This window comes from Bradyrhizobium sp. T-12, assembly GCF_058314695.1.
Map to the genome: position 1 here is coordinate 6,644,136 of NZ_CM177756.1, position 20,664 is coordinate 6,664,799.

General features: G+C 65.3%; 19 protein-coding genes. 7 read left to right on the forward strand and 12 right to left on the reverse strand.

What is annotated here, in order from left to right; genetic code table 11:
• Positions 1–151: 151 nt before the first annotated feature.
• Positions 152–847, forward strand: a complete 696-nt coding sequence (locus AC0WRY_RS31635) for a DUF1013 domain-containing protein (RefSeq protein ID WP_194404631.1) — start codon at positions 152–154, stop codon at positions 845–847.
• Between the two features lie 130 nt (positions 848–977).
• On the opposite strand, the gene AC0WRY_RS31640 is transcribed toward AC0WRY_RS31635, so the two are convergent.
• The 5 genes from AC0WRY_RS31640 to AC0WRY_RS31660 all read right to left on the reverse strand — a co-directional run bounded on the left by AC0WRY_RS31640 (position 978) and on the right by AC0WRY_RS31660 (position 7,030).
• Complete coding sequence (locus AC0WRY_RS31640) at positions 978–1,724, reverse strand: OmpW/AlkL family protein (protein ID WP_194404632.1); 747 nt, start codon at positions 1,722–1,724, stop codon at positions 978–980.
• Between the two features lie 192 nt (positions 1,725–1,916).
• Entirely contained in the window at positions 1,917–2,186 is a 270-nt protein-coding gene (locus tag AC0WRY_RS31645; protein WP_491122322.1) for a hypothetical protein, read from the reverse strand.
• Positions 2,187–2,420: 234 nt separating this feature from the next.
• On the reverse strand, positions 2,421–4,331 hold the full coding sequence (locus AC0WRY_RS31650) for a propionyl-CoA synthetase (protein ID WP_491122323.1): 1,911 nt from the start codon (positions 4,329–4,331) through the stop codon (positions 2,421–2,423).
• 360 nt (positions 4,332–4,691) lie between these two features.
• Positions 4,692–6,077 (reverse strand): tetratricopeptide repeat protein, encoded by a 1,386-nt coding sequence (locus AC0WRY_RS31655; protein ID WP_491122324.1) that lies wholly within the window; start codon positions 6,075–6,077, stop codon positions 4,692–4,694.
• 188 nt (positions 6,078–6,265) lie between these two features.
• The gene (locus AC0WRY_RS31660; protein WP_491123522.1) at positions 6,266–7,030 is read right to left on the reverse strand and encodes a tetratricopeptide repeat protein; all 765 of its coding nucleotides are present in this window, start codon (positions 7,028–7,030) and stop codon (positions 6,266–6,268) included.
• Between the two features lie 133 nt (positions 7,031–7,163).
• Here AC0WRY_RS31660 and AC0WRY_RS31665 point away from each other — a divergent pair, with 133 nt between their 5' ends.
• Together AC0WRY_RS31665 and AC0WRY_RS31670 are read left to right on the forward strand one after the other, a co-directional pair.
• Positions 7,164–8,741 (forward strand): cation:proton antiporter, encoded by a 1,578-nt coding sequence (locus AC0WRY_RS31665; protein ID WP_491122325.1) that lies wholly within the window; start codon positions 7,164–7,166, stop codon positions 8,739–8,741.
• 66 nt (positions 8,742–8,807) lie between these two features.
• Complete coding sequence (locus AC0WRY_RS31670; protein WP_194404637.1) at positions 8,808–9,578, forward strand: hypothetical protein; 771 nt, start codon at positions 8,808–8,810, stop codon at positions 9,576–9,578.
• 57 nt (positions 9,579–9,635) lie between these two features.
• On the opposite strand, the gene AC0WRY_RS31675 is transcribed toward AC0WRY_RS31670, so the two are convergent.
• The 5 genes from AC0WRY_RS31675 to AC0WRY_RS31695 all read right to left on the reverse strand — a co-directional run bounded on the left by AC0WRY_RS31675 (position 9,636) and on the right by AC0WRY_RS31695 (position 14,789).
• Complete coding sequence (locus AC0WRY_RS31675; RefSeq protein ID WP_491122326.1) at positions 9,636–10,442, reverse strand: SDR family NAD(P)-dependent oxidoreductase; 807 nt, start codon at positions 10,440–10,442, stop codon at positions 9,636–9,638.
• A 55-nt stretch (positions 10,443–10,497) separates the two neighbouring features.
• Positions 10,498–10,911 carry a DUF1850 domain-containing protein gene (locus AC0WRY_RS31680; protein WP_491122327.1) on the reverse strand — a complete coding sequence of 138 codons (414 nt, stop codon included), beginning with the start codon at positions 10,909–10,911 and terminating at the stop codon, positions 10,498–10,500.
• On the reverse strand, positions 10,872–12,983 hold the full coding sequence (locus AC0WRY_RS31685; RefSeq protein ID WP_491122328.1) for a TRAP transporter permease: 2,112 nt from the start codon (positions 12,981–12,983) through the stop codon (positions 10,872–10,874). Before AC0WRY_RS31685 ends, AC0WRY_RS31680 begins: the two co-directional genes overlap by 40 nt.
• Before the next feature lie 184 nt (positions 12,984–13,167).
• Positions 13,168–14,115, reverse strand: a complete 948-nt coding sequence (locus tag AC0WRY_RS31690) for a TAXI family TRAP transporter solute-binding subunit (RefSeq protein WP_194404640.1) — start codon at positions 14,113–14,115, stop codon at positions 13,168–13,170.
• Positions 14,116–14,309: 194 nt separating this feature from the next.
• Positions 14,310–14,789: a hypothetical protein gene (locus tag AC0WRY_RS31695; RefSeq protein ID WP_194404641.1), complete on the reverse strand. Its 480-nt coding sequence runs from the start codon at positions 14,787–14,789 to the stop codon at positions 14,310–14,312.
• A gap of 193 nt (positions 14,790–14,982) precedes the next feature.
• Between AC0WRY_RS31695 and AC0WRY_RS31700 the strand changes: the two genes are divergently transcribed.
• The gene (locus AC0WRY_RS31700) at positions 14,983–15,288 is read left to right on the forward strand and encodes a hypothetical protein (protein ID WP_063203784.1); all 306 of its coding nucleotides are present in this window, start codon (positions 14,983–14,985) and stop codon (positions 15,286–15,288) included.
• A 148-nt stretch (positions 15,289–15,436) separates the two neighbouring features.
• On the opposite strand, the gene AC0WRY_RS31705 is transcribed toward AC0WRY_RS31700, so the two are convergent.
• On the reverse strand, positions 15,437–16,651 hold the full coding sequence (locus AC0WRY_RS31705) for a hypothetical protein (RefSeq protein ID WP_491122329.1): 1,215 nt from the start codon (positions 16,649–16,651) through the stop codon (positions 15,437–15,439).
• 53 nt (positions 16,652–16,704) lie between these two features.
• Positions 16,705–17,331, reverse strand: coding sequence for an NUDIX hydrolase (locus tag AC0WRY_RS31710; protein WP_491122330.1), 627 nt, complete (start codon positions 17,329–17,331; stop codon positions 16,705–16,707).
• A 70-nt stretch (positions 17,332–17,401) separates the two neighbouring features.
• On the opposite strand from AC0WRY_RS31710, the gene AC0WRY_RS31715 reads away from it, so the two are divergent.
• The 3 genes from AC0WRY_RS31715 to AC0WRY_RS31725 all read left to right on the forward strand — a co-directional run bounded on the left by AC0WRY_RS31715 (position 17,402) and on the right by AC0WRY_RS31725 (position 20,476).
• A complete protein-coding gene (locus AC0WRY_RS31715) occupies positions 17,402–17,827 on the forward strand; it encodes a PaaI family thioesterase (protein ID WP_194404644.1) in 426 nt (141 codons plus the stop codon).
• A 297-nt stretch (positions 17,828–18,124) separates the two neighbouring features.
• Complete coding sequence (locus AC0WRY_RS31720; protein ID WP_491122331.1) at positions 18,125–19,147, forward strand: aldo/keto reductase; 1,023 nt, start codon at positions 18,125–18,127, stop codon at positions 19,145–19,147.
• A gap of 15 nt (positions 19,148–19,162) precedes the next feature.
• Positions 19,163–20,476, forward strand: coding sequence for a tetratricopeptide repeat protein (locus AC0WRY_RS31725; RefSeq protein WP_491122332.1), 1,314 nt, complete (start codon positions 19,163–19,165; stop codon positions 20,474–20,476).
• The last annotated feature ends 188 nt before the right edge of the window (positions 20,477–20,664 follow it).

A 20,664-nucleotide genomic window follows, 5' to 3' on the forward strand; every position in this document is an offset into this window, starting at 1 on the left:
GCCCCCTTTCGGGCGCTGTCAAGGCACTATCTATAGCAGAACCATTGCGTGGCTACCCCCTCCGGGCTTATATAGCGCGAATTCCCTGTCATCGCTGATGACCACCGGTTTCGCCTCCAGAGGGGTGGGCGAAGCACAAAGGAGATTTGCCATGAGCAACGCACCTCTGATGCCCAAGGCGACCGCCGTCTGGCTGCTCGACAACACCGCGCTGACCTTCGACCAGGTCGCCGATTTCACCAAGATGCATCCCCTCGAGGTGCGCGCGATCGCCGACGGCGATGCGGCCCAAGGCATCAAGGGCATGGATCCCCTCTCCAACGGCCAGCTCACCCGCGAGGAGATCGAGAAGGGCGAGAGGAACCCGGATTACCGGCTCCGCCTTCAGGAGAGCAAGGTGGTGCTGCCGCCGCAGCCCAAGCGCAAGGGCCCGCGCTACACCCCGGTGTCGCGCCGCCACGAGCGTCCGAGCGCCATCCTCTGGCTGCTGCGCAGCCATCCGGAGCTCAAGGACGCCCAGATCATGCGCCTGGTCGGCACCACCAAGAGCACCATCGCCAGCGTGCGCGACCGCACTCACTGGAACACGTCCCAGCTCACCCCGATCGATCCCGTCACCCTCGGCCTCTGCTCGCAGATCGAGCTCGATTTCGAGGTGGCGCGCGCAGCCAAGGAAAAGCCGATCGACGCAGCCTATGGCGGCGCCACGCTGCTGCCGGCCTCCGAGACCACGAAGAAGGACGAGTTCGAGCCCGCCGAGCGATCAAGCGACGACCTCAACGTCGATGCCGTGTTCGCCAAGCTGAAGACGCTCGGTGGCAAGAAGCAGGAAGAAGAGGAGGAGTAATTCCTCTCTCTTACACTCATTATCGAATGCAAACGCGGCGGGAAAACCCGCCGCGTTTTTGTTTTTGCCCGCGCTCGCGAGGACGACAGCAGAACTTGTTGCCGCTGGATACTTTTTATCGGCAACGCCCTCAGAACTTATACGTCACGCCCGCGCCGACCAGCCACGGATCGATATGGGCGGTGCCGGTGACCGGCAGGCCCGAGACGGTCGCGCTGTAATCCGGGCGCAGCCAGAGCTTCTTGACGTCGACGTTGAGACCCCAGTGCCGGTCGATCATGTAGTCGAAGCCGAACTGCACGGCGCCGCCCCAGGCGTTGCTGACATGCAGGTTGGTCGTGGTGGCGACGATCGCGGGCGGACCGGCGATCGCGGCCGGCGCATTGGCCGCGGAATTGTTGAAGAACACGGTGTAGTTCACGCCGGCGCCGATATACGGCTTGAACGCGCCGAACTGATCGAAGTGATATTGCAGCGTCAGCGTCGGCGGCAGCAGCGTGGTCTTGCCGATCGGCAGGCTCGCGAGCGAGCCGGTGCCGGTGATCGAGTGCCGCGTCACGCCGAGGATCAGCTCGGCCGCGATGTTCTTGGTGAAGAAATAGCTGATGTCGAGCTCGGGAACGACCTGGTCGCTGATCGACAGGCCGGAGTTCGGCGAGGACAGCGAGGGCACGCCTGCCACATTGACGGTCGAGCCGCCGGCATCCGGCAACACGCCGAGCACGCGCAGGCGCACCATCCACGGATTGAAGGCTTCCACCGGCGGCGGTGCCTTCTTGTAAACCGGCAAATCGGCAGCTTGCACCGTTGCAAGCGTGCCCGCGAGCATCGCGCCAACGGTCGCAAGCCGCGCCAGGTTTCTTGTCGTTCTCTGCATTTCAATCCCCTTCAGCCTTCTCTCGCGCGTCGTTGCGCGACATGAGCGTCAGAGCAGAAAGGGACCGCTGAAGGATTTGACCTTGATCAATTCAGGCCAAGGTCGCCACGATTTGGCCATGGCGTTGCAGATGTGTCACGAAAGCCACGAAGGCGGGATGCATTGCGCGGCAAGATAGTGCCGCACATCATGTCAGGGCCGTTCGGGATGATTCAGCATGTATTCGCCGAGGTCGCGCTGGCGGCGGTCGGCGCGCGCGGTGGCGGCGTTGCGCTGGACGTCACGGTCCTTGCGGCAGGCCACGTATTCCGGCGAGCCCTGCGCGTAACCGCGGCCCTGGCAGACCGCATCGTCATCGTCGCCGCCCACCGCTACGGCATTCTGGTGACGCGCGGAGCAGGCGGAGAGGGCGATGGCGAGCAGCACGGCTGCAAGCAGGCGCGGCACAGCGGCGAGTGGCATACGAGGTCCCTTGTTGGCGGCCCCTGTTTAGCGCGGAATGAGGAGATTGTAAGTCCCCGGACGCCGTTCCAACCCACTGTCATTCCCCGCGAAGGCGGGGAATCCAGTACGCCGCGCCGGTCGTTGGGTCACACTGCTGCCGCGGAGTACTGGATCACCCGCTTTCGCGGGTGATGACAGCGGAAGGTGGTGAAGCAAAGTTGCACCTCACGAGCATGACCGCCAGAGCAAACCTCACACCCGCCCCTTCAGAGCGTCCCCGATCTCCTCGAGCGTCTTGGGATCCTCGATCGTTGCCGGCATGGTCCAGGATTCGCCGTCGGCAATCTTCTTGATGGTGCCGCGCAGAATCTTGCCGGAGCGCGTCTTGGGCAGGCGGCCGACGGTGATCGCGAGCTTGAAGGCGGCGACGGGGCCGAGCTTGTCGCGCACCAGCGCGACGATCTCCTTCTCGATCTCGGCCGGGGCACGCTTCACGCCGGCCTTGAGCACCAGGAAGCCGCAGGGCACCTCGCCCTTGATCGCGTCCTTGACGCCGAGCACGGCGCATTCGGCGACGTCGGGATGCGAGGCCAAAATCTCCTCCATGCCGCCGGTGGAGAGCCGATGGCCGGCGACGTTGATGATGTCGTCGGTGCGGCCCATGACGAAGACATAGCCGTCCTCGTCCTTGTAGCCGGCGTCCGAGGTTTTGTAATAGCCGGGGAATTCGCTCAAATACGCTTCCTTGAAGCGCGCATCCTGATTCCACAGAGTCGGCAGGCAGCCCGGCGGCATCGGCAGCTTGATGACGATCGAGCCCATGGTGTTGGGCCCCACTGGCTTTGCCGCCTCGTCGACCACGTCGACCTGGTAGCCCGGCATCGGCACCGTCGGCGAGCCGTGCTTCACCGGCAGCATGCCGAGCCCGACCGGGTTGCCGGCGATGCACCAGCCGGTCTCGGTCTGCCACCAATGGTCGATCACCGGCACCTTCAGCTGCTGCTCCGCCCATTCGACCGTCGGCGGATCGGCGCGCTCGCCGGCCAAGAAGAGCGTGCGGAACTTCGAGAGGTCGTACTCCCGGATGAATTTTCCTTCCGGGTCCTCTTTCCGGATCGCGCGGAACGCGGTCGGCGCGGTGAAGAACGCGACCGCCTTGTGCTCGGAGATCACGCGCCAGAATGCGCCGGCATCGGGCGTGCCGACCGGCTTGCCTTCGTACATGATCGTGGTCGCGCCATGCAGCAGCGGGCCATAGACGATATAGCTGTGGCCGACCACCCAGCCGATGTCTGAGCCGCACCACCACACCTCGCCCGGCTTGACGCCATAGAGGTTGAACATCGACCATTTCACCGCGACGAGATGACCGCCATTGTCGCGCACGACGCCCTTGGGGATGCCCGTGGTGCCCGAGGTGTAGAGGATGTAGAGCGGATCGGTGGCGGCCACAGGCACGCAAGGTGCCTTCTTGCCGTCGTTCAGCGCCTTGCGGCGCAGGCTCGCCCAATCATAGTCCCTTCCCGGCGCCAGATCGCAGGTGAGCTGCGGACGCTGCAGCACGATGCAGGCTTTCGGCTTGCTGCCGGCAAGCTTGATCGCCTCGTCGAGCAGCGGCTTGTACTGCACAATGCGGCCGGGCTCGATGCCGCAGCTTGCGGACAGAATGAGTTTCGGCTGCGCGTCGTCGATGCGGGTGGCGAGCTCCTTCGCGGCAAAGCCGCCGAACACCACGGAGTGCACCGCCCCGATCCGCGCGCAGGCGAGCATCGCGACCACGGCCTCCGGCACCATCGGCATATAGAGGATGACGAGATCGCCCTTGGCGACGCCGAAATCCTGCATGATGGCGGCAAGCGCCTGCACCTCGTTCAGCAGTTCGGCATAGGTCAGTTTGGTGACGCTGCCCGTCAACGGCGAATCATGGATCAGCGCGACCTGGCCGGCGCGGCCGCCTTCGACATGGCGATCGAGCGCGTTGTAGCAGGTATTGACGACACCGCCGGTGAACCAGCGGCCGTAGGTTCCTTGGCTGGGATCGAAAATCGTCTTGGGCGGCTCGATCCAGTCGATCTCCTTGGCCGCCTCAGCCCAGAAGCCTTCGGGGTCGGCGAGCGAGCGCGCATGGACCTCATGATAGAGACTCTTGCCCTGGATGTTCATTCCCGCGCTCCCGTTCCCTTTATTCGGCTGGCTTTGAGCCTCGTGGCAGGGCGGGCGTGCCGCCATGACCAGGATCAATCGCCGGCCTTGTTTGAGGGCTATTTTCCCGGGAACGGGCCGCGGTTCAAGCTGAAAAGGATGGGTCTTCTGAGGTAGAGTTCGCGCGGCATTGGCCGGTGCGCTCCCTCTCCCGCTTGCGGGGGAGGGCCGGGGTGGGGATGCTTCCGCGTCGGGATTGCTTGAGGCCCTAGCAGGTAATCCCCAAGGGGAGAGAGCCCCCACCCGCCGCGCTCTTCGAGCGCGTGTACCTCCCCCGCAAGCGGGAGAGGTAGCCAAGCCAGCTGCGCGACCTCGGTCCGCTCAGCTCTCGATCGCATTCAGCTTCTGCAAGCGTTCCTGCATGACCTTCTTGAGGTCATAGCCCGGGCGGCCGAAGCTCGTGTTGCGCGTCGTCAGGAAATCGCGCTGGGTCTTGCGCAGGTCGCTCGCCGAGCGCTTGCTCGCCGTCTTCAGCACGCGCGCGCAGGTCTCGGCGATCTGGCGGTCGAGCACGCCGAGGTCGGGATCGGCGCAGATCACCTTCTCGACCTCGCGCCTGGCGGTCGCGCATGCGAAGGACGGACCGTTACCGGACGCCGCATTCAGCGCCCGCGGCGGTTCGGTGCCGAATTTGGCGATCTCGGCGATCATGGTGCGGCGACCGCTCGCGGCATTGTCGTTGGCGGGATCGAGCCGCAGGGCCGCCTCGTAATCGGCCAGGGCCTTCGCGCGCTCCCCCATCTTCTTGTAGAGCACGGCGCGGTTGTTGTAGGTCTTCGCAAAGTTCGGATCGAGCTTGAGCGCGGCATCATAGTCGCTCAAGGCAGCGCCGAGCTCACCCTTGAACTGGTAGGAATCGCCTCGATTGGTCAGGAAGTTCGCGCGCTGCTCGCGCCGGATCGCCTGGTCGTAATCGGCGATGGCCTTGTCGTACTCGCCCATCGCGGCATAGGCGAGGCCGCGATTGTCGTAATATTCCGGCTGCTTCGGATCGAGCCTGATCGCCTCGCTATTGTCGGCAACGGACTTGTCGAACTGGCCGAGCTTCTTCCAGGCCGCGCCGCGGTTGGAATAGGTGCGGGCTCGGTTGGGATCGAGCCGCAGGGCCTCGTCGAAATTCCTGATCGCCTTGTCGTTGTCGCCGCCGAGATAATAGGTCGCGCCGCGGTCGGACCAGGCCTGCGCGTCATCCGGCTTCAGCTTGATCGCCTGATCGTAATCGGCGAGCGCGCGGTCGAGCCGGCGCTGATTGGTGTAGACGACGCCGCGCAGCCCGTAAGCCTCCGCATCCGAAGGATCGAGCTCGATCGCCCTGCTGAGATCGGCCGCGGCGCGATTGAGATCGCCGCCGGCCTCGCGCAGCAAGTCGCCGCGCAGGCGCCAGGCCTTTGCATTCTTGCCGTCGAGCGCAATGGCGCGGTCGATGTCGCGCAAGGCCTGGGTGAGGCCGCCCGAAGTCCGGGCATGGGCGTCGGCACGAACCAGCAATGCCGCGGCACGGTCGGACGTGGGATTGGCCGCCTGGTCGATGATGACGGCGCAGGCCGGGATCAGCTCGGCCGGGGGAGCCTTGCTGCCCATCACACAATCGGTGCCGGCGGAGGCTGGGTTTGCAACGACGAAGCTCATGGCCGCGCCAGCGAGAAGGATGCGCAGCGATGTCTTGGTAAACGAAGAGATTTGCGCGGAAAAATGCGTGCCGCACATGACAGAGGACTCCGTGACGTCAGGTTTTCACCATTGTCGCGGCGGGAAAGGGATGGGTTCAATTCGGGCCTGTCGTCGTCGTCATGGCCGGGCTTGTCCCGGCCATCCACGTCTAGCCCCCGGGACGGAAAGAACGTGGATGCCCGGGACAAGCCCGGGCATGACGAACTCTCACAAGGCGACGACGCTCAATATCCGTCCACCCCGTTGATCTCTTGCACCCGCTCCTGCATCGCCTTCTTCAGATCGTACCCCGGCCGGCCATACGCCGCGTTGCGGCGGGCGATGAACGCGTCCTGCTCACGCTGGAGCTTCTTCGCCGCCGCCGGATTGGGCGCCTCCCGGATCGCACGCACATGCGATCCGTAGATCTCGCGGTCGAGATCGGCGAGCTCGCGATTGCCGCAGATCGCTCTTTCCACCGCGCGACGCGCTCGTGCGCAATTGAAGCTGGGCTTGCCGGCGACGGCCATCTGCGCGCCGATCCGCTCTATCTCGCGCGCCATCGCCTTGTGGTTGGCCTTGGCCTTCTCGTGGTTCGGATCGATCTTCAGGGCCGCGCCGAAATCCTGCACCGCTTTGGGCTTGTCGCCCTTCCTGAGCCAGAGCTCGCCGCGCGCATTGAAGATGTCGGCAAGCGTGGGGTCGAGCTGGAGAGCGCGGCTGTCGTCGGCGATGGCGCGATCGACCTGACCGTGCCGCGCAAAGAGCGCCCCGCGCGCGATCAGCGCCTTGATCAGATCCCCCTTCGCGGTCTTCTCATTGTCGATCACGGCGGCACAGGCCGTGGCGGCCTTGTCCATGTCGTCGGCCGCGGTCGCCGCGAGGCACGATGCGACATCGACCTGGATCACCGCAGCCGGCTCGCCGCCGGTCGCAGCCTTCGCGCCGGCGAGCGGGAGCGCGCAAAGCAACAATGCACCTGACGATTGGATGAGTTTTCGAAAACGCATGCTCATGGCGGTCAGAAGTCTTGCTTTCGGTCTTGCCTTACGTCTTGCCTTTTTGGACTTGCCTTTAGGACTTGCCATCAAGACTTGCCTCGGGGCCGTACTATCCATCATACGGCCCGATTGGTGCTGGCTTGTGGCACCGCTCACATCGAGTTCGAGGATCATCGTGTCGACATTCGAATGGATCATCGTGCTGCTGCTCGGCGCCGTTGCCTTATCGGCGCTGGCGCGGCGGATCAAGGTCCCCTACCCGACCTTTCTCGCCATCGGCGGCGCGCTGATCGCCTTCGTGCCCTCCAGCCCGTCCTGGACGCTGGAGCCCGACCTGGCATTGGCCCTTTTTGTCGCACCGGTCCTGCTCGACGCCGCGTTCGACACCTCGCTGCGCGATCTGCGCAACAATTGGGTTCCCGTCTCGACCCTGGTCGTCGCGGCGGTCGGCCTGACCACGGCCGGCGTCGCCGTCGTTGCGCACCGGCTGATGCCCGAGATGCCCTGGGCCGCCGCGGTTGCGCTCGGCGCGATCGTGGCGCCACCCGATGCAGCTGCCGCAGTCGCGATCCTGAGCCAGGTCAAGCTGCCCCACCGCATGGTGAAGGTGCTGGAGGGCGAAAGCCTGCTCAACGATGCCAGTGCGCTGCTGATCTATCGCATTGCGGTCGGGGCGGTCGCCACCGAGCATCTGACGTGGAGCCAGATTGCACCGACCATGGCGCTGGCCCTGGTCGGCAGCGTCGTCGCCGGCCTGCTCGCAGGCCGCATCATTCCGCTGTTCCTGGAGCGGGTGACGGAGGCGCCGAGTGCCATCATCGTGCAGTTCGCCACCACCTTCATGGTCTGGATCGCCGCCGAGCATCTCGGCCTCTCCGGCATCCTCACCATCGTGGTCTATGCCATGACGATGGCGCGCTCGGCGGGGATGCGCATGCCGGCGCGGCTGCGGGTGCCGTCTTACGCGGTCTGGGAGACCATGGTGTTCGTGCTCAACGTGCTCGCCTTCATGCTGATCGGCATGCAGATGCGGCCGATCTGGACACGGCTGGATGCGGACGTGCGCTGGGAATATTGCGTGGCTGCGGCCTGGATCCTGCTCACCGTGGTGCTGGTCCGGCTGCTCTGGGTGACGTTCTACCGCACCACCTTGCGCGTGCTGGTCGCACAGGGAATCTATCATCCGAAGGACCCCAGGGCCGTCGCTTCGCCGAAGGGCGGCCTCATCATCTCCTGGTGCGGCATGCGCGGCCTCGTCACGCTCGCCACTGCCTTCGCGCTGCCGGAGAATTTTCCCCAGCGCGACTTCATCGTCTTCATCGCCTTTGCGGTGGTGCTGGGATCGCTGGTGATCCAAGGCCTGACGCTGCGGCCGCTGATCCTTGCGTTCGGCCTCAGGGATGATGATCCCGTCGGCACCGAGGTCGCGCACGCACGCGCCGTCGCTTATCGCGCAGCGCTCGATGCGATCGAGAGCGATCCGTCCGAGGAAGCGGAGATCCTGCGCCTCGAATATCGCGCCGTCCTGATGCAGGCCGAGAGCGATCCCAAGGGCGGCATCGCCAATGGCGAACTGCCCGCCGATCCCCTGCGCCGCCGCGCCATCGAAGCCGCTCGCAAATCGATCGTCGACCTCCGCGCCACCGAGGTGATCGGCGACGATGCCTTCCACCGGATCGAGGAGGAACTCGATCGCGCAGAATTGAGCGCAGGGGGATGAGGTAGCGACAGTGGAGGGGGAACAGCCGGCATTGAACCAAACCACTCCTTCCCAGACTCACTCCTGATGACGACCCTGACCGACGACCGTCGTGTACGCGCGCGAGATGCGTCGCCTGCACGATATTTTTATCTGCACATGGCTCTGGCCTGCGCCGCCACCGCCTTTCTCGGTTTTGCGCCGACCTATTGGGTCCCGCTCGCCCACCGGACGCTCTCCGCAAGCCCGGTGATTCATTTTCACGGATTCTTGTTCTTCACCTGGTCGCTTTATTTCGTGTTGCAGACCTGGCTCGCGGCCTCCGGCCGCGTGGTCAATCACCGTTCGCTCGGCATTGCCGGTGTCTCGCTCGCGACTGCGATGACCATCTTCGGCTTCCTTGCCTCCGTGCACGTGATGCAGCATTCCGCCGCGCTCGGGCAGCGCGAAGCGGGCATCGGCTTCTCGATCGTGCCGATGAGCGGCATCGCATTCTTCGCGGTGGTGTTCGTGCTGGCGATCATGAACACGCGCAAGCCCGAGGTTCACAAGCGCCTGATGCTACTGGCCGCGGTTTCGATTCTCGACGCCGCGATCGCGCGCTGGTTCCTGACCTTCCTGGCGCCTCCGGGACCGCCCGGCCCGCCCCCGGTGCCGGTGACGATCGCGCCGGCCGTCGTCGCCTCGCTGTTGCTCGTCGTCGCGATGGTGCGCGACTGGCGCACCGAAGGCCGCGTGCATCCCGTCTACATCTACGGCACGCTCGCGCTGCTGGCGGTGAAGGTGCTGAACTGGCCGATCAGCGAGACCGCGGCCTGGCATTCGTTTGCCGGCGGCATTCTGGCGCTGGCGCAGTAATCACCGCTGTCGTCCCGGACCGGCGCAGCCGCCGGGACGACGGCAGAGTGTGGGCGCCTACGCCCCCGCCTTGCACGTGATGCCGCCGTCCACCACGAGCTCGATCCCGGTCACATATTTCGACTCGTCCGACGCCAGGAACAGCGCGGCGTTGGCGACGTCGAAGGCATCGCCCATGTGGCCCATCGGCACTTGCGCATCGCGGGCGCGCCACATCGCCTCGACATCGCCCTTGGCGTAGCTGGCGGCAAGGCCTGCCGAATGCTCGACCATCGGCGTCTTCATCAGGCCGGGCAGGATCGCGTTGACGCGCACATGATGGCGCGCGAACTCGATCGCCGTGGTGCGGGTCATCTGGTTCATCGCCGCCTTGGAGGTGCCGTAAGTGACGTAGGAAATGCCCATGTGGCGGATCGAGGCGATCGAGGAGATGTTGATGATCGAGCCGCCGCCCTGCTTCACCATGACGGGAATGACGCGCTTCATGGCGAAATAGGCGCTCTTGAGGTTGACGCTGAAGACGCGGTCCCAGCTCTCTTCGGTCACCTCGACCACGCTGCCCATCTCGGCGATGCCGACATTGTTGTCGAGCACGTCGATGCGGCCATAGGCCTTCAGGCACGCCGCCACCATCGCCTCGATCTCGCTCGCCCGCGACACATCGGCCGTGAAGGCCGTCGCCTTGCCGCCCTCGCCGGTGATGATCTTCGCCGTCTCCTCGGCAGCGGCGCCGTTGCGGTCGACGCAAAACACCTGCGCGCCCTCGCGCGCAAAGGTCACCGCGGTTGCCTTGCCATTGCCCCAGCCGGGCCCGATCGAGCCGGCCCCCACCACCATCGCAACCTTGCCCTTGAGCCGATCCATTTGTGTCTCCTTGTTGTTGTTCTTGTAGCCCGGATGAAGCGAGGCGTAATCCGGGCTACGGATCGTCGCACACCTTCATCGTCGTCACGTTAGCACCAATGGGATGTCCGACAATCTCCGACAACGTCCGGCACTGTCCGTCATGGCACAACCGCCATTCGCCCGCCGCGCCGGAATTGCCGAGCACCACCTCTTGCATCGGTGCCCGCTTCGGCTGCCACTGAAACCAGCCGTCGACCAGCCGTGCCTCCGGCGGCGGCTCCATGCCGGGGCCGGTGCCCTTGACGCGGGCCTGCACCAGTTCGAGACCGGCGGGCGTGACGCGCCAATCCTCCTGCCAGTCGATCTTGGCGATCGAATGCGTCCAGACCAGCGTGAAGGCGGACAGCGTCAGCGCCTTCACCCCGAATGCCGTGGCGAAGCAGAGGCTCACACCGCCTCGACCGGCGCCGGCGGGCGCTGCCGCCATTGCCACAGCACGAGAGCCGCGGCGAGCACGAATCCGGCGGTGTCGCTGAACGCAAATTCGCCGAGCAGGCAGAACGCGGCACCAAGCCCGACCAGGCGCTCGATCAGCGTCAACCGCGTGAACAAGAAGCCGATCGCGACCATGCCGAACAGGGCGATCGCCACCAAGGCCTTAAGGCTCGCCAGCGCGACCGCGCCGTAGAAGCCGAGCTTGGCAGCCATGGGATCGCCGGCCTGCAGCATCAAGGCGGGCGAATAGACGAAGATGAAGGGGATGACGTAGCCGGCGAGCGCGATGCGCATCGCCTCCCAGCCGATCTTGTCCGGATTCTCCTTGGCGATCGGCGCCGCCGCGAGCGCGGCCAGCGCCACCGGCGGCGAGAGGTCGGCCATGATACCGTAATAGAACGCGAACATGTGGCTCGCGATCAGGGGCACGCCGAGCTTGGCGAGCGCGGGCGCGGCCAGCGCGGCGGTGATGATGTAGGTCGGGATGGTCGGAATGCCGGTGCCGAGCAGGATCGACAGCAGCATGGTCATGATCAGCGCCAGGAACAGGCTCTTCTCGCCGAGCCCGATCACCCAGCCGCCGAAGATGGTGCCGACGCCGGTCTGCGACATCATGCCGATGATGACGCCGACGATGGCGCAGGCCATGCCGACGGTGATGGCGGATTTCGCACTCTCGGCGAGCGCGTCGCGGCACTCGCGCAACGCCTTGAACCCGCCGCGTACGAAGGCGGCGATCAGGATCAACCCGACGACGACGCCCGCGACCGGCACGATCTTGAGACCGTCACGCGACAGCGCAGCGACGACGAGCGCAAGGCCGACCCAGAAGATGATGCGGATCGCATTGGAGGAGGCGCCCGTCGTGATGGCGGTGCCGAGGATCAGCGCCACCGTGAGCGCAAGGCCCATGCTGCCGGCATAAAGCGGCGTGAAGCCCTCGAACAGCATGTAGACCAGCGCGGCGAGCGGCAGCACGAGATACCAGCGCGTCACCAGCGCCTTCCACGCGCTCGGGATCTCCGAGCGCTTCATGCCGACGAGGCCGTGCTTGCCGGCCTCCAGATGCACCATCCAGAAGGCCGAGGCGAAATAGAGGATCGCGGGGATCGCCGCCGCCTTGACGATCTCCGAATATTGCACGCCGAGCGTTTCGGCCATGATGAAGGCGACCGCGCCCATCACCGGCGGCATGATCTGCCCGCCCATCGAGGCCGTCGCCTCGACGCCCGCCGCAAAGGCGCGGCGATAGCCGAACCTGATCATCAAGGGAATCGTGAACTGGCCGACGGTGACGACGTTGGCGACGCCGGAGCCCGAGATCGTGCCCATCATGCCCGAAGCGAACACCGCAACCTTGGCGGGGCCGCCGCGGGTCCTGCCAAACAGCCCGAGCGAAACATCGGTGAAGAGCTGGATCATGCCGGCGCGCTCCAGGAACGAGCCGAACAGGATGAACAGGAAGATGTAGGTCGCCGAGACGTAGATCGGCACGCCGTAGAAGCCTTCGGTACCGAACGACAGATGGGTGATGACCTGGTCGAAATCGTAGCCGCGATGGTTGAGCGGCGACGGCAGATATTGGCCGAAGAACCAGTAGACGAGGCACGCGCCGCACATCAGTGGCAGCGCCGCGCCCATCAGGCGCCGCGTGCCCTCGAAGATCAAAACCGCCAGCACCGTGCCGACCGCGAGATCGAGCCGGGTCGGATCGCCGTCGCGCGCGATCAGGTCGGCGTAGAAAATCCACTGGTAGAGCCCGCAGAGGAAGCCCGCGCCGCCGATCACCCAGCCGAGCGCGCGGCCGGCATTGCTCTTCGCGGTGAAATTGGCGATCAGGCCGAAAGTGAGGAGCACCAGGAAGCCGACATGGACGCCGCGTACCACCTGGCTCGGCAGATAGTTGAAGGCGGCGACATAGAGCTGGAAGGTGGCGAAGGCGATGCCGATCCAATAAGCGAGCGCGCCCCACCAGCCCGGGCCGAACCCTTCGGGGAAACCGTGCTCGAAATTGTCGAACTCGACCTTGATGGGGGCCTGGGTGGCCTCTGCCTTTTCCAGCATCTAAATCGTCCTTAGCCCGTGAGGGCGATAATAGCACCGGCACTGCTGCCGCATACGTCATGGCCGGGCTTGTCCCGGCCATCCACGGCTTACGGTGCCTCTAAGAACGTGGATGCCCGGGACATCTGCGCGAAGACGCGCTTCGCGCTTTTGCCCCGGGCATGACGTCGGCGGATGAGGCTGATTACTTGATCAGCCCTTTTTCCTTGTAATAGCGGATCGCGCCGGGATGCAGCGGAACCGGGCTGCCGCTGGCGGCGGTCTCGAGCTTGATCTCCTTGCCGGCGGCATGCGCATTCACGAGTTCCGGCAGCGACTCGTAGACCAGCTTGGTCATCTGATAGGCGAGGTCGTCCGACACGGCTGAGCTCGTGACGAGATAGTTGATCACGGCCGCCGTCGGCACGTCCTTGTCCTGGCCGGCATAGGTGTTGGCCGGAATGATCGCGGAGACGAAGGGCGGGCCGATCTTGTCGACCGTCTCCTTCGGCACCGACACCACCGTGATCGGGCTCGAGGTCGACAGGTCCTTCAGCGAGGCAACGCCAAGGCCGGCCGATTGCAGCGTCGCGTTGAGCTGCCGGTTCTTCATGAGATCGACGGATTCGGCGAACGGCAGATACTCGACCTTGCCGAGATCCTTGTAGCTCATGCCGGCCGCGGACAGGATGGCGCGCGAATTCAGCTCGGTGCCGGACTTCGGCGCGCCGACAGAAAGGCTCTTGCCCTTGAGGTCGGCCAGCGTCTTGATGCCGGACTCGGTGGTCGCGACGATCTGGATGTAGTTCGGGTAGATCGCGCCGATGGTGCGAAGCTTGTCGAGCTTGGTCTTGAAGCCCGCTTCCTCCTCGCCGTCCCAGGCCGCCTTCAGCGAATCGCCCAGCGTGAATGCCAGCTCGCCGCGGCCCTGCTGCAGCAGGATCAGATTCTCGACCGACGCCTTGGTGGCCTGCACCTGCGTCTTCACGTTCGGGATCTTGTCGCCGTAGATCTTCCCGATCGCGACCCCGAGCGGATAATAGACGCCGGAGGTGCCGCCGGTCAGCACGTTGATAAAGGATTGCGCCTGCGCGCAAGGTGCCGACGCCGCCAGAGCAAGAGCCGCGGCCGCGCCGAAAATGGTCCGTTTCATGGTTGTTGTTCTCCCCAAACCGGCCGCGAAATTGGCCGGATGACGCGAGCGGGTCAACCCATCCAAAAGATAAAGCTGGGCTGCGGTAAATGGCCGATCCGGCTCGATTTTTCGGGAACCGGCGGGTGCGGCGACGTGGCGCAGCGGCCGCTGCGCGGCCGGAACGCGTCAGATTCGGGCGCGCGATCCCGGTCTCACTGGAACGTCATGTCCAGACACTTGGAGATGTCGGAGCCGAGGCCGGAGGAGATGGTGATGCAGCCGCGGATCTTCTGCGCGCCGACGTCGGCGGCCCACACCGAATAGCCGCCGGGACCGAAGAACGAGTTGGTGTTCGGCGGCTCGGTCTCGGTCGCGTCGAAATCATACTTGCCGTCGGTCTCGAAGATGCGCGGCTTCTTGGTGCAGCCGCCGTCGGTCTGGACGTTGATGACTTCCTTGTTGTCGCGGGTCAGCGCCAGCGAAACCTGGCAGCGGAAATATTCCGAGGTCTTGGAATTGAAGAGATAGGTGTAGGACTTGCAGGTCGCCGTGTTCAGCTTGCCCGGGGCAAGGCCGCGGCTGCACGAAATGCGCTGGTTGTGGCTGAGCTGGTAGTCATCGGCCCGGGCGGCCGGCACCAGGGCCGTCAACGACAATGCCGCAGCCCAGCAAAGTTTAATCCCATGGCGCATCCGAATCATCCCTGCCAATAATTTTGTCGAGTTGCGTTCTAGACGGAAAGCGGAACATAGTCGCGAGGGGACGAAGGGAAAATCACAAACTGCTGGGCAAGACGTGATGTGCTGCGGCGCTTTCGCAAATTGACCCGGACATACCGTTCGTGATTTGTTCAAGCCCGGATGTCCCGACCGTGGGAGGATGGGAATGACGGCATTTTCAATCAAGCCATTTGCAATCGCAGTCGCACTCGGCGCCTTTTCAGCGCCCGCATTGGCGCAAGCCCCGGCAACGCCGTGGGAGCTCAAGCCCGACACCGGCTACGCCTATGACAAGGAGGGCAAGACCTTTTCCTACAAGATGGGCACCAGCAATGCCGGCGAACTGCTGAAGGGCGCCAAGAAAGTGCCGAAGGGCACGCTGTTCTTCATCGGTCACAACGGCCAGCTCTACATGCGCAGCGGCCCGTATCTGGAAGGCGACGGCAAGTTCAAGTTCGGCCCGGATCAGTAAGGGCTGCGGCTCTCGCCACAAACGAAGCTGTCGTAGTGTGGGCAAAGGCGCCCTTGCGCCGTGCCCACCATCTCTCTCCATCGCAGAAGGTGCGTGGGCACGCTTCGACTTGCCCAACCCTGCGGCAGGTCGCTACGGCGGCGGATTGCTAAAATGCCGCCGCCAATTCCCTCGCGCCGGGCTTGCTGCTGTTCGCATCCATCCGATCGTCCGTCACCGCGAGCAGCTTCGCCACCGTGTTGTGGCGGATCGCGACCGGGTTGCGCTCGTAGCCGCCGCGCTGGAAGAAGTTCGAGGTCGGCACCTGCTCGCGCATCGCCTGCGGCATCGTCACCATGTCGAGCCCGGTGCCGTCGCCGGTGAGGTTCATCATCTCGAGCTCGGCGGCGGTGAGCGGACGGGTGTAGCCCTTGGCGCGGGCGAACAGCACCGAGGTCAGCAGCTTGTGGGTCTGCAGCATCGGCCCGACATCGATGTCGAGCACCATCGCATGCATGGCCCAGCCCTGCGCGGTGTTGCCGATCTTCTCGTGCTCCGACCAGGTGTCGGGCACCGCCTTGGCATGCGCGACCATCTTCTTCAGCACGACGAGCTTGTGCTCGAGCGACTGCCGCGCCGGTCCTGATGTCCGCGCCACCTTGTCGGAGAGCGCACGAATGAGCTCGTGGCCCTGCTCGGCCAGCAGCTCGACGCTGTTGGTGGTCAGGAGTTGGTTGTAGCCCATCGCGGTCGAGATCGCTCGCTTGCCGCCATGCTCGATTCCCGCCTGCACATCGTGAGTGCCGGTGCCGCCGGTCTCGAACGAATAAACGCGCACGGCCTGCTCGCGGGTCAACCCGGAGGCGAGCGCGTAGCGCGCATAGGCGCGCTTGAACTCGACCTCGCTTGTGGGTCGCTGCGGCATGAACTGGTAGAGCTCCTGCGCCGCGCGCAGGAAATCGGCGACGACGGGGATCGGCTTTTTGACAGGCCGGTCCGGCGTTTCCTCCGGCTCCGGATTCACCGGCTTCTTCGGCCCGTTATAGAGCGGCGGATGCTCCAGCACGTAATCGTCGAGCGTCACCTGCTGCCCGCTGCGCCGCTTGGCGTTGCGGCCTTTGCGCTTCTCGGAGATCTGGCTCCAATAGGCGCCGGCCTCGGCGTCGAACGCCGCGCGCGCCGCCTGGTACTCCGCGAGCTTGCGGCGATATTCGAGCATGGCGGGCGAAGCGCCACCTTGCGCGAAAAACTGCGACAGCAGCTGGGCGTTGGCGTCGCGGATGCCGGGCGGCAGCGCGTCCAACTCGCCGCCATGTGCGATGGGTGTGACCAGGACAAGCGCGAGTGGAACCAGCGCCAATGTGTTTCGAATCGATCGATGCATGCCGCCCTCTTAGCAGGCATCCGGTAACCGTCACGTTAACGCGCCGTTTACCATCACTTCCAGGCGAATACCGGTTGTTCCAGGTCGGTGACGCGGGTGTGCCGCCCCGCCAGCACCTCGCGGAACTGGTAGATCAGCGCCGCCGTCGGCGCGTGGATCAGGCTCATCTGGTGATGGAAGCGGATCACGCGGCGGGTGCTTTCGGGGATCGCGGTGAAATCGAACGCGTCATCGCGCTCGATCGTGTCGAGCGCGATGCGATGGACGGAGGCGACCTCGTCCGGGTTCGGCGAGATCGCGGCACGGCCCGCCGCCCACACCACGACCGGCGTGATCAGATAGCCGGAACGGGTCGGATAATCGTCGAGCAGGCCGAGCACCGCGTCGGCTGAAAGTTTTAGCGCGAGCTCTTCATCCAGCTCGCGCAACGCCGCCTCGACCGGCGTCTCGCCGGCATCGCAGCGTCCGCCCGGCAGCGCCCACTGCCCGCGATGGGAGCGCAAGCTCGACGCGCGCCTGGTGAGGAGGAAGGCGGTGTCGTCACCGTCGCTGGATTCGGTCAGCGCCAGCACCACCGCGGCGCGCTTCAGCGCCGACGGCTCGGCCTCGTCAGGCAGCCGTGCGAAGGACGCGCAGGCCGCTTCGATATTCCGTCTGGTGGCATCGCCGAAAGGTCTCATGATGCTTGACTACACCAGGACCGCATCTGATGAAACGAGCAGAGACAGCGTTGCAGGGATGAACCTGAAGATGACGAACAAGGCCGCCGCAAGGCTGAAATCAGAGGGCTGGAGCATCCTCGAGACCACCGGCTTCATGCACCTGGTCGGTCCCCTGTGGGAGCGCAAGGTCGACGGCCATTACGAGTTCGCGCTCGCCACCGAAGACAAGCACCACAACCGCCGCGGCATGGTCCAGGGCGGCGTCATGATGACCTTCGCCGACCGCACCTGCGGCATGACCGCCCGTTACGTCTCCGGCAAGGAGTTCATGGCGACGGTGCAGCTCGACACCCATTTCGTCGAAGCCGGCCAGATCGGCGACATCCTCATTTCCCGTCCCCGCGTGGTGCGCTCGACCCGCAGCCTGATCTTCATGAGCACGGAAGTGACGGTCGACGACCGCTGCATCGTGATGGCGAACGGCGTGTTCAAGATCCTGAAGGGGCCGGGGTAGGCGCGCGTCAGCGGCCCCCGTTGCCACCAAACCCACCGCTGTCATTCCCCGCGAAGGCGGGGAATCCAGTACGCCGCGGCCTCTCTGCTCGATCACTGCCGCCTCTGGAATACTGGATCGCCCGCCTTCGCGGGCGATGACACCGATTGCAGGGCACCGGCGTACGCGTCATTGCGAGCGCAGCGAAGCAATCGAGAAATCTCCCCGCGGACGCAGCTCTGGATTGCTTCGCTGCGCTCGCAATGACCGACGTAGCTGGCTATGCTGCCCTCAATCGAACGATCGAGGAAATCGCCCATGCAATACCGTCAGCTCGGCCGCTCCGGCCTGAAAGTGTCGCCGATCTGTCTGGGCTCCATGATGTTCGGCGGGCCCACCGATGAAGCCACATCGAAGCGGATCATCGCGAAAGCTCGCGATGCCGGCATCAACTTCATCGACACCGCAGACGCCTATTCGAAGGGCGCATCCGAGGAGGTCGTCGGCCGCGCCATCGCAGGCAACCGCCACGCCTGGGTGCTTGCGACCAAGCTCGCCAACCCCATGACCACCGGGACGGGGGACGATCCCAACCGCGTCGGCCTGTCGCGGCGCTGGGTGCTGCAGGCCGCCGACGAAAGCTTGACGCGGCTCGGCACCGACCACATCGACATCTACTATCTGCACAAGGAAGACCATGCGACTCCGCTGGAGGAGACGGTGCGCGCGATGGGCGATTTGATCCGCGCCGGCAAGGTGCGCTATTTCGGCGTCTCCAACTACCGCGCCTGGCGCGTCGCCGAGATCTGCAACATCTGCGACCGGCTCGGCATCGACCGTCCCGCGGTGAGCCAGCCCTATTACAACGCGATGAACCGCATGCCCGAGGTCGAACATTTTCCGGCCTGCTCCTATTACGGCCTCGGCATCGTGCCCTACAGCCCGCTGGCGCGCGGCGTGCTCACGGGCAAGTACAAGCCGGACGCCGCCCCCGACAAGGAGACGCGCGCGGGACGCAACGACACCCGCATGATGCAGACCGAATGGCGGCCGGAATCGCTTCAGCTCGCACAGGAGATCAAGACTTACGCGGAGAGGCGCGGCATCACAGCCGGCCAGTTCGCGGTCGCCTGGGTGCTCAACTCCGCCTTCGTCTCCTCGATCGTCGCGGGGCCGCGCACCGAGGAGCAGTGGGACGGCTACATCAGCGCGCTCGACTATCGCTTCACCGCCGATGACGAAGCATTGATCGACCGGCTCGTCGTTCCCGGCCATCCGTCGACGCCGGGCTACAACGACCCCGCCTACCCGATCGAAGGCCGCCGCGCGCGGACGGCGTGAACTTCGGAGAGGATCATGCTCCACGAAGACCGCTACGGCCTGCCGCTCTCCACCGCATCCGATGCGGCTGCCTCTGCCTATCGCGAGGGCGTGGACCTCATGCTCGCGGGCTGGACCGGCATGGCAGAGGCCTTGGAGCGCGCCATTGCGGCCGACCCGGATTTTGCGCTTCCCCATATCGCCCGTGCCCGCGTGCACGCCTTCTATCAGCAGGGCGATCTCGCACGTCAGAAGGCGGCGCTCGCGCGCGAGCTGGCCGCCAGGCGCGGCACGGAGCGCGAGCGCTCGCATGTCGAGACGCTGGGGCTGGCGATCGAGGGCCGGCTGCCGGAAGCGATCGCAGCGACGTTGAAGCATGTCGAGAGCTGGCCGCGCGATGCCCTGGTGCTGTCGCTGCCACTCGGCGCCTTCGGCCTGTTCGCCTTCTCCGGCATGGCGGACCACGATCGCGCGCGGCATGAGCTGTGCGAGCGCGTCAAGCAGCATTACGGCGAGGACTGGTGGTTTCTCACCATGGCCGGCTGGGCGATGACCGAGAACGGCGACATTGCGCGCGGCCGCAGCGTGACCGAGCGCGGCTTCAATCTGCGTCGAACGAACGCCCATGCCGCGCATGCGGTGCTGCATGCGATGTTCGAGGACGGCTCGATCGACGCGGCCGACCGCCTCGTCGGCGAGTGGATTCCGACTTACGACCGCGCCGGAATCCTGCACGGCCACATTCGCTGGCACCAGGCGCTCGGCGCGCTCGAGCAGGACGATGCGGCCCGCGCGCTCGCGATCTATGCCGACGTGCTCCAGCCCACAGCCACGCAAGCGCCGCCGCTCAACGTCATCACCGATGCCGCCTCGCTGCTGTGGCGCCTGTCGGCCTACGGCCACACCGTACCAAAGGCGCTCTGGGCTGAAGCCGACGCCACTGCGCAAAAACTGTTTCCGAAGTCGAGCCTGCCTTTCGCTGACGTCCACATGGCGCTGTTCGCGGCGGCGACGCAGAATCAGGAGGCGCTCGCTGCACGTCTTGCGGTGATCGAGCAGCGGCTCGCCGAGGGCAGGTTGCCGGCCGGCCCCGTGGTGCCGGCGATCTTCCGCGCGCTGGCGGCCTTTGCCGATGAGGACTACGCCTCATGCGTGCAAACGCTCGCGCCAGTCCTCACGGAGGTCGTGCGGATCGGCGGCAGCCACGCCCAGCGCGAACTGGTCGAGGACACCTACATCGTCGCGCTCATGCGCAGCGGCGAGCTGCCCCGCGCCCGCGCCGTGCTGGACGCCCGCCTGCACCGCCGCCCCTCGCTTCGCGATGCACGCTGGCAGGCGGCGATGGGCTAGCTCTGCCACGAAAAAAACACCGGCCTGACGGCAAGTGCCGGCCGGGACGGTTGGGCGATTGCGGCGAATCGCCGTCGGGGTGGCGCGGTGGTATTCCAGAACGGTCTTGCGGAACAAACGGGATCGCAACCAATTTGCGGTTCGATCGTTATGGTGCGGACCTTTTCCGCCGCCACGGCCCTCCGGCA

Coding starts and splice junctions, on each gene's coding strand:
- AC0WRY_RS31690 (WP_194404640.1), bottom strand. CDS start 14,115: ATGAAACGGACCATTTTCGGCGCGGCCGCGGCTCTTGCTCTGGCGGCG.
- AC0WRY_RS31635 (WP_194404631.1), top strand. CDS start 152: ATGAGCAACGCACCTCTGATGCCCAAGGCGACCGCCGTCTGGCTGCTC.
- AC0WRY_RS31670 (WP_194404637.1), top strand. CDS start 8,808: ATGACGACCCTGACCGACGACCGTCGTGTACGCGCGCGAGATGCGTCG.
- AC0WRY_RS31720 (WP_491122331.1), top strand. CDS start 18,125: ATGCAATACCGTCAGCTCGGCCGCTCCGGCCTGAAAGTGTCGCCGATC.
- AC0WRY_RS31705 (WP_491122329.1), bottom strand. CDS start 16,651: ATGCATCGATCGATTCGAAACACATTGGCGCTGGTTCCACTCGCGCTT.
- AC0WRY_RS31640 (WP_194404632.1), bottom strand. CDS start 1,724: ATGCAGAGAACGACAAGAAACCTGGCGCGGCTTGCGACCGTTGGCGCG.
- AC0WRY_RS31685 (WP_491122328.1), bottom strand. CDS start 12,983: ATGCTGGAAAAGGCAGAGGCCACCCAGGCCCCCATCAAGGTCGAGTTC.
- AC0WRY_RS31700 (WP_063203784.1), top strand. CDS start 14,983: ATGACGGCATTTTCAATCAAGCCATTTGCAATCGCAGTCGCACTCGGC.
- AC0WRY_RS31650 (WP_491122323.1), bottom strand. CDS start 4,331: ATGAACATCCAGGGCAAGAGTCTCTATCATGAGGTCCATGCGCGCTCG.
- AC0WRY_RS31710 (WP_491122330.1), bottom strand. CDS start 17,331: ATGAGACCTTTCGGCGATGCCACCAGACGGAATATCGAAGCGGCCTGC.
- AC0WRY_RS31660 (WP_491123522.1), bottom strand. CDS start 7,030: ATGCGTTTTCGAAAACTCATCCAATCGTCAGGTGCATTGTTGCTTTGC.
- AC0WRY_RS31675 (WP_491122326.1), bottom strand. CDS start 10,442: ATGGATCGGCTCAAGGGCAAGGTTGCGATGGTGGTGGGGGCCGGCTCG.
- AC0WRY_RS31655 (WP_491122324.1), bottom strand. CDS start 6,077: ATGTGCGGCACGCATTTTTCCGCGCAAATCTCTTCGTTTACCAAGACA.
- AC0WRY_RS31695 (WP_194404641.1), bottom strand. CDS start 14,789: ATGCGCCATGGGATTAAACTTTGCTGGGCTGCGGCATTGTCGTTGACG.
- AC0WRY_RS31645 (WP_491122322.1), bottom strand. CDS start 2,186: ATGCCACTCGCCGCTGTGCCGCGCCTGCTTGCAGCCGTGCTGCTCGCC.
- AC0WRY_RS31680 (WP_491122327.1), bottom strand. CDS start 10,911: ATGGCGGCAGCGCCCGCCGGCGCCGGTCGAGGCGGTGTGAGCCTCTGC.
- AC0WRY_RS31725 (WP_491122332.1), top strand. CDS start 19,163: ATGCTCCACGAAGACCGCTACGGCCTGCCGCTCTCCACCGCATCCGAT.
- AC0WRY_RS31715 (WP_194404644.1), top strand. CDS start 17,402: ATGACGAACAAGGCCGCCGCAAGGCTGAAATCAGAGGGCTGGAGCATC.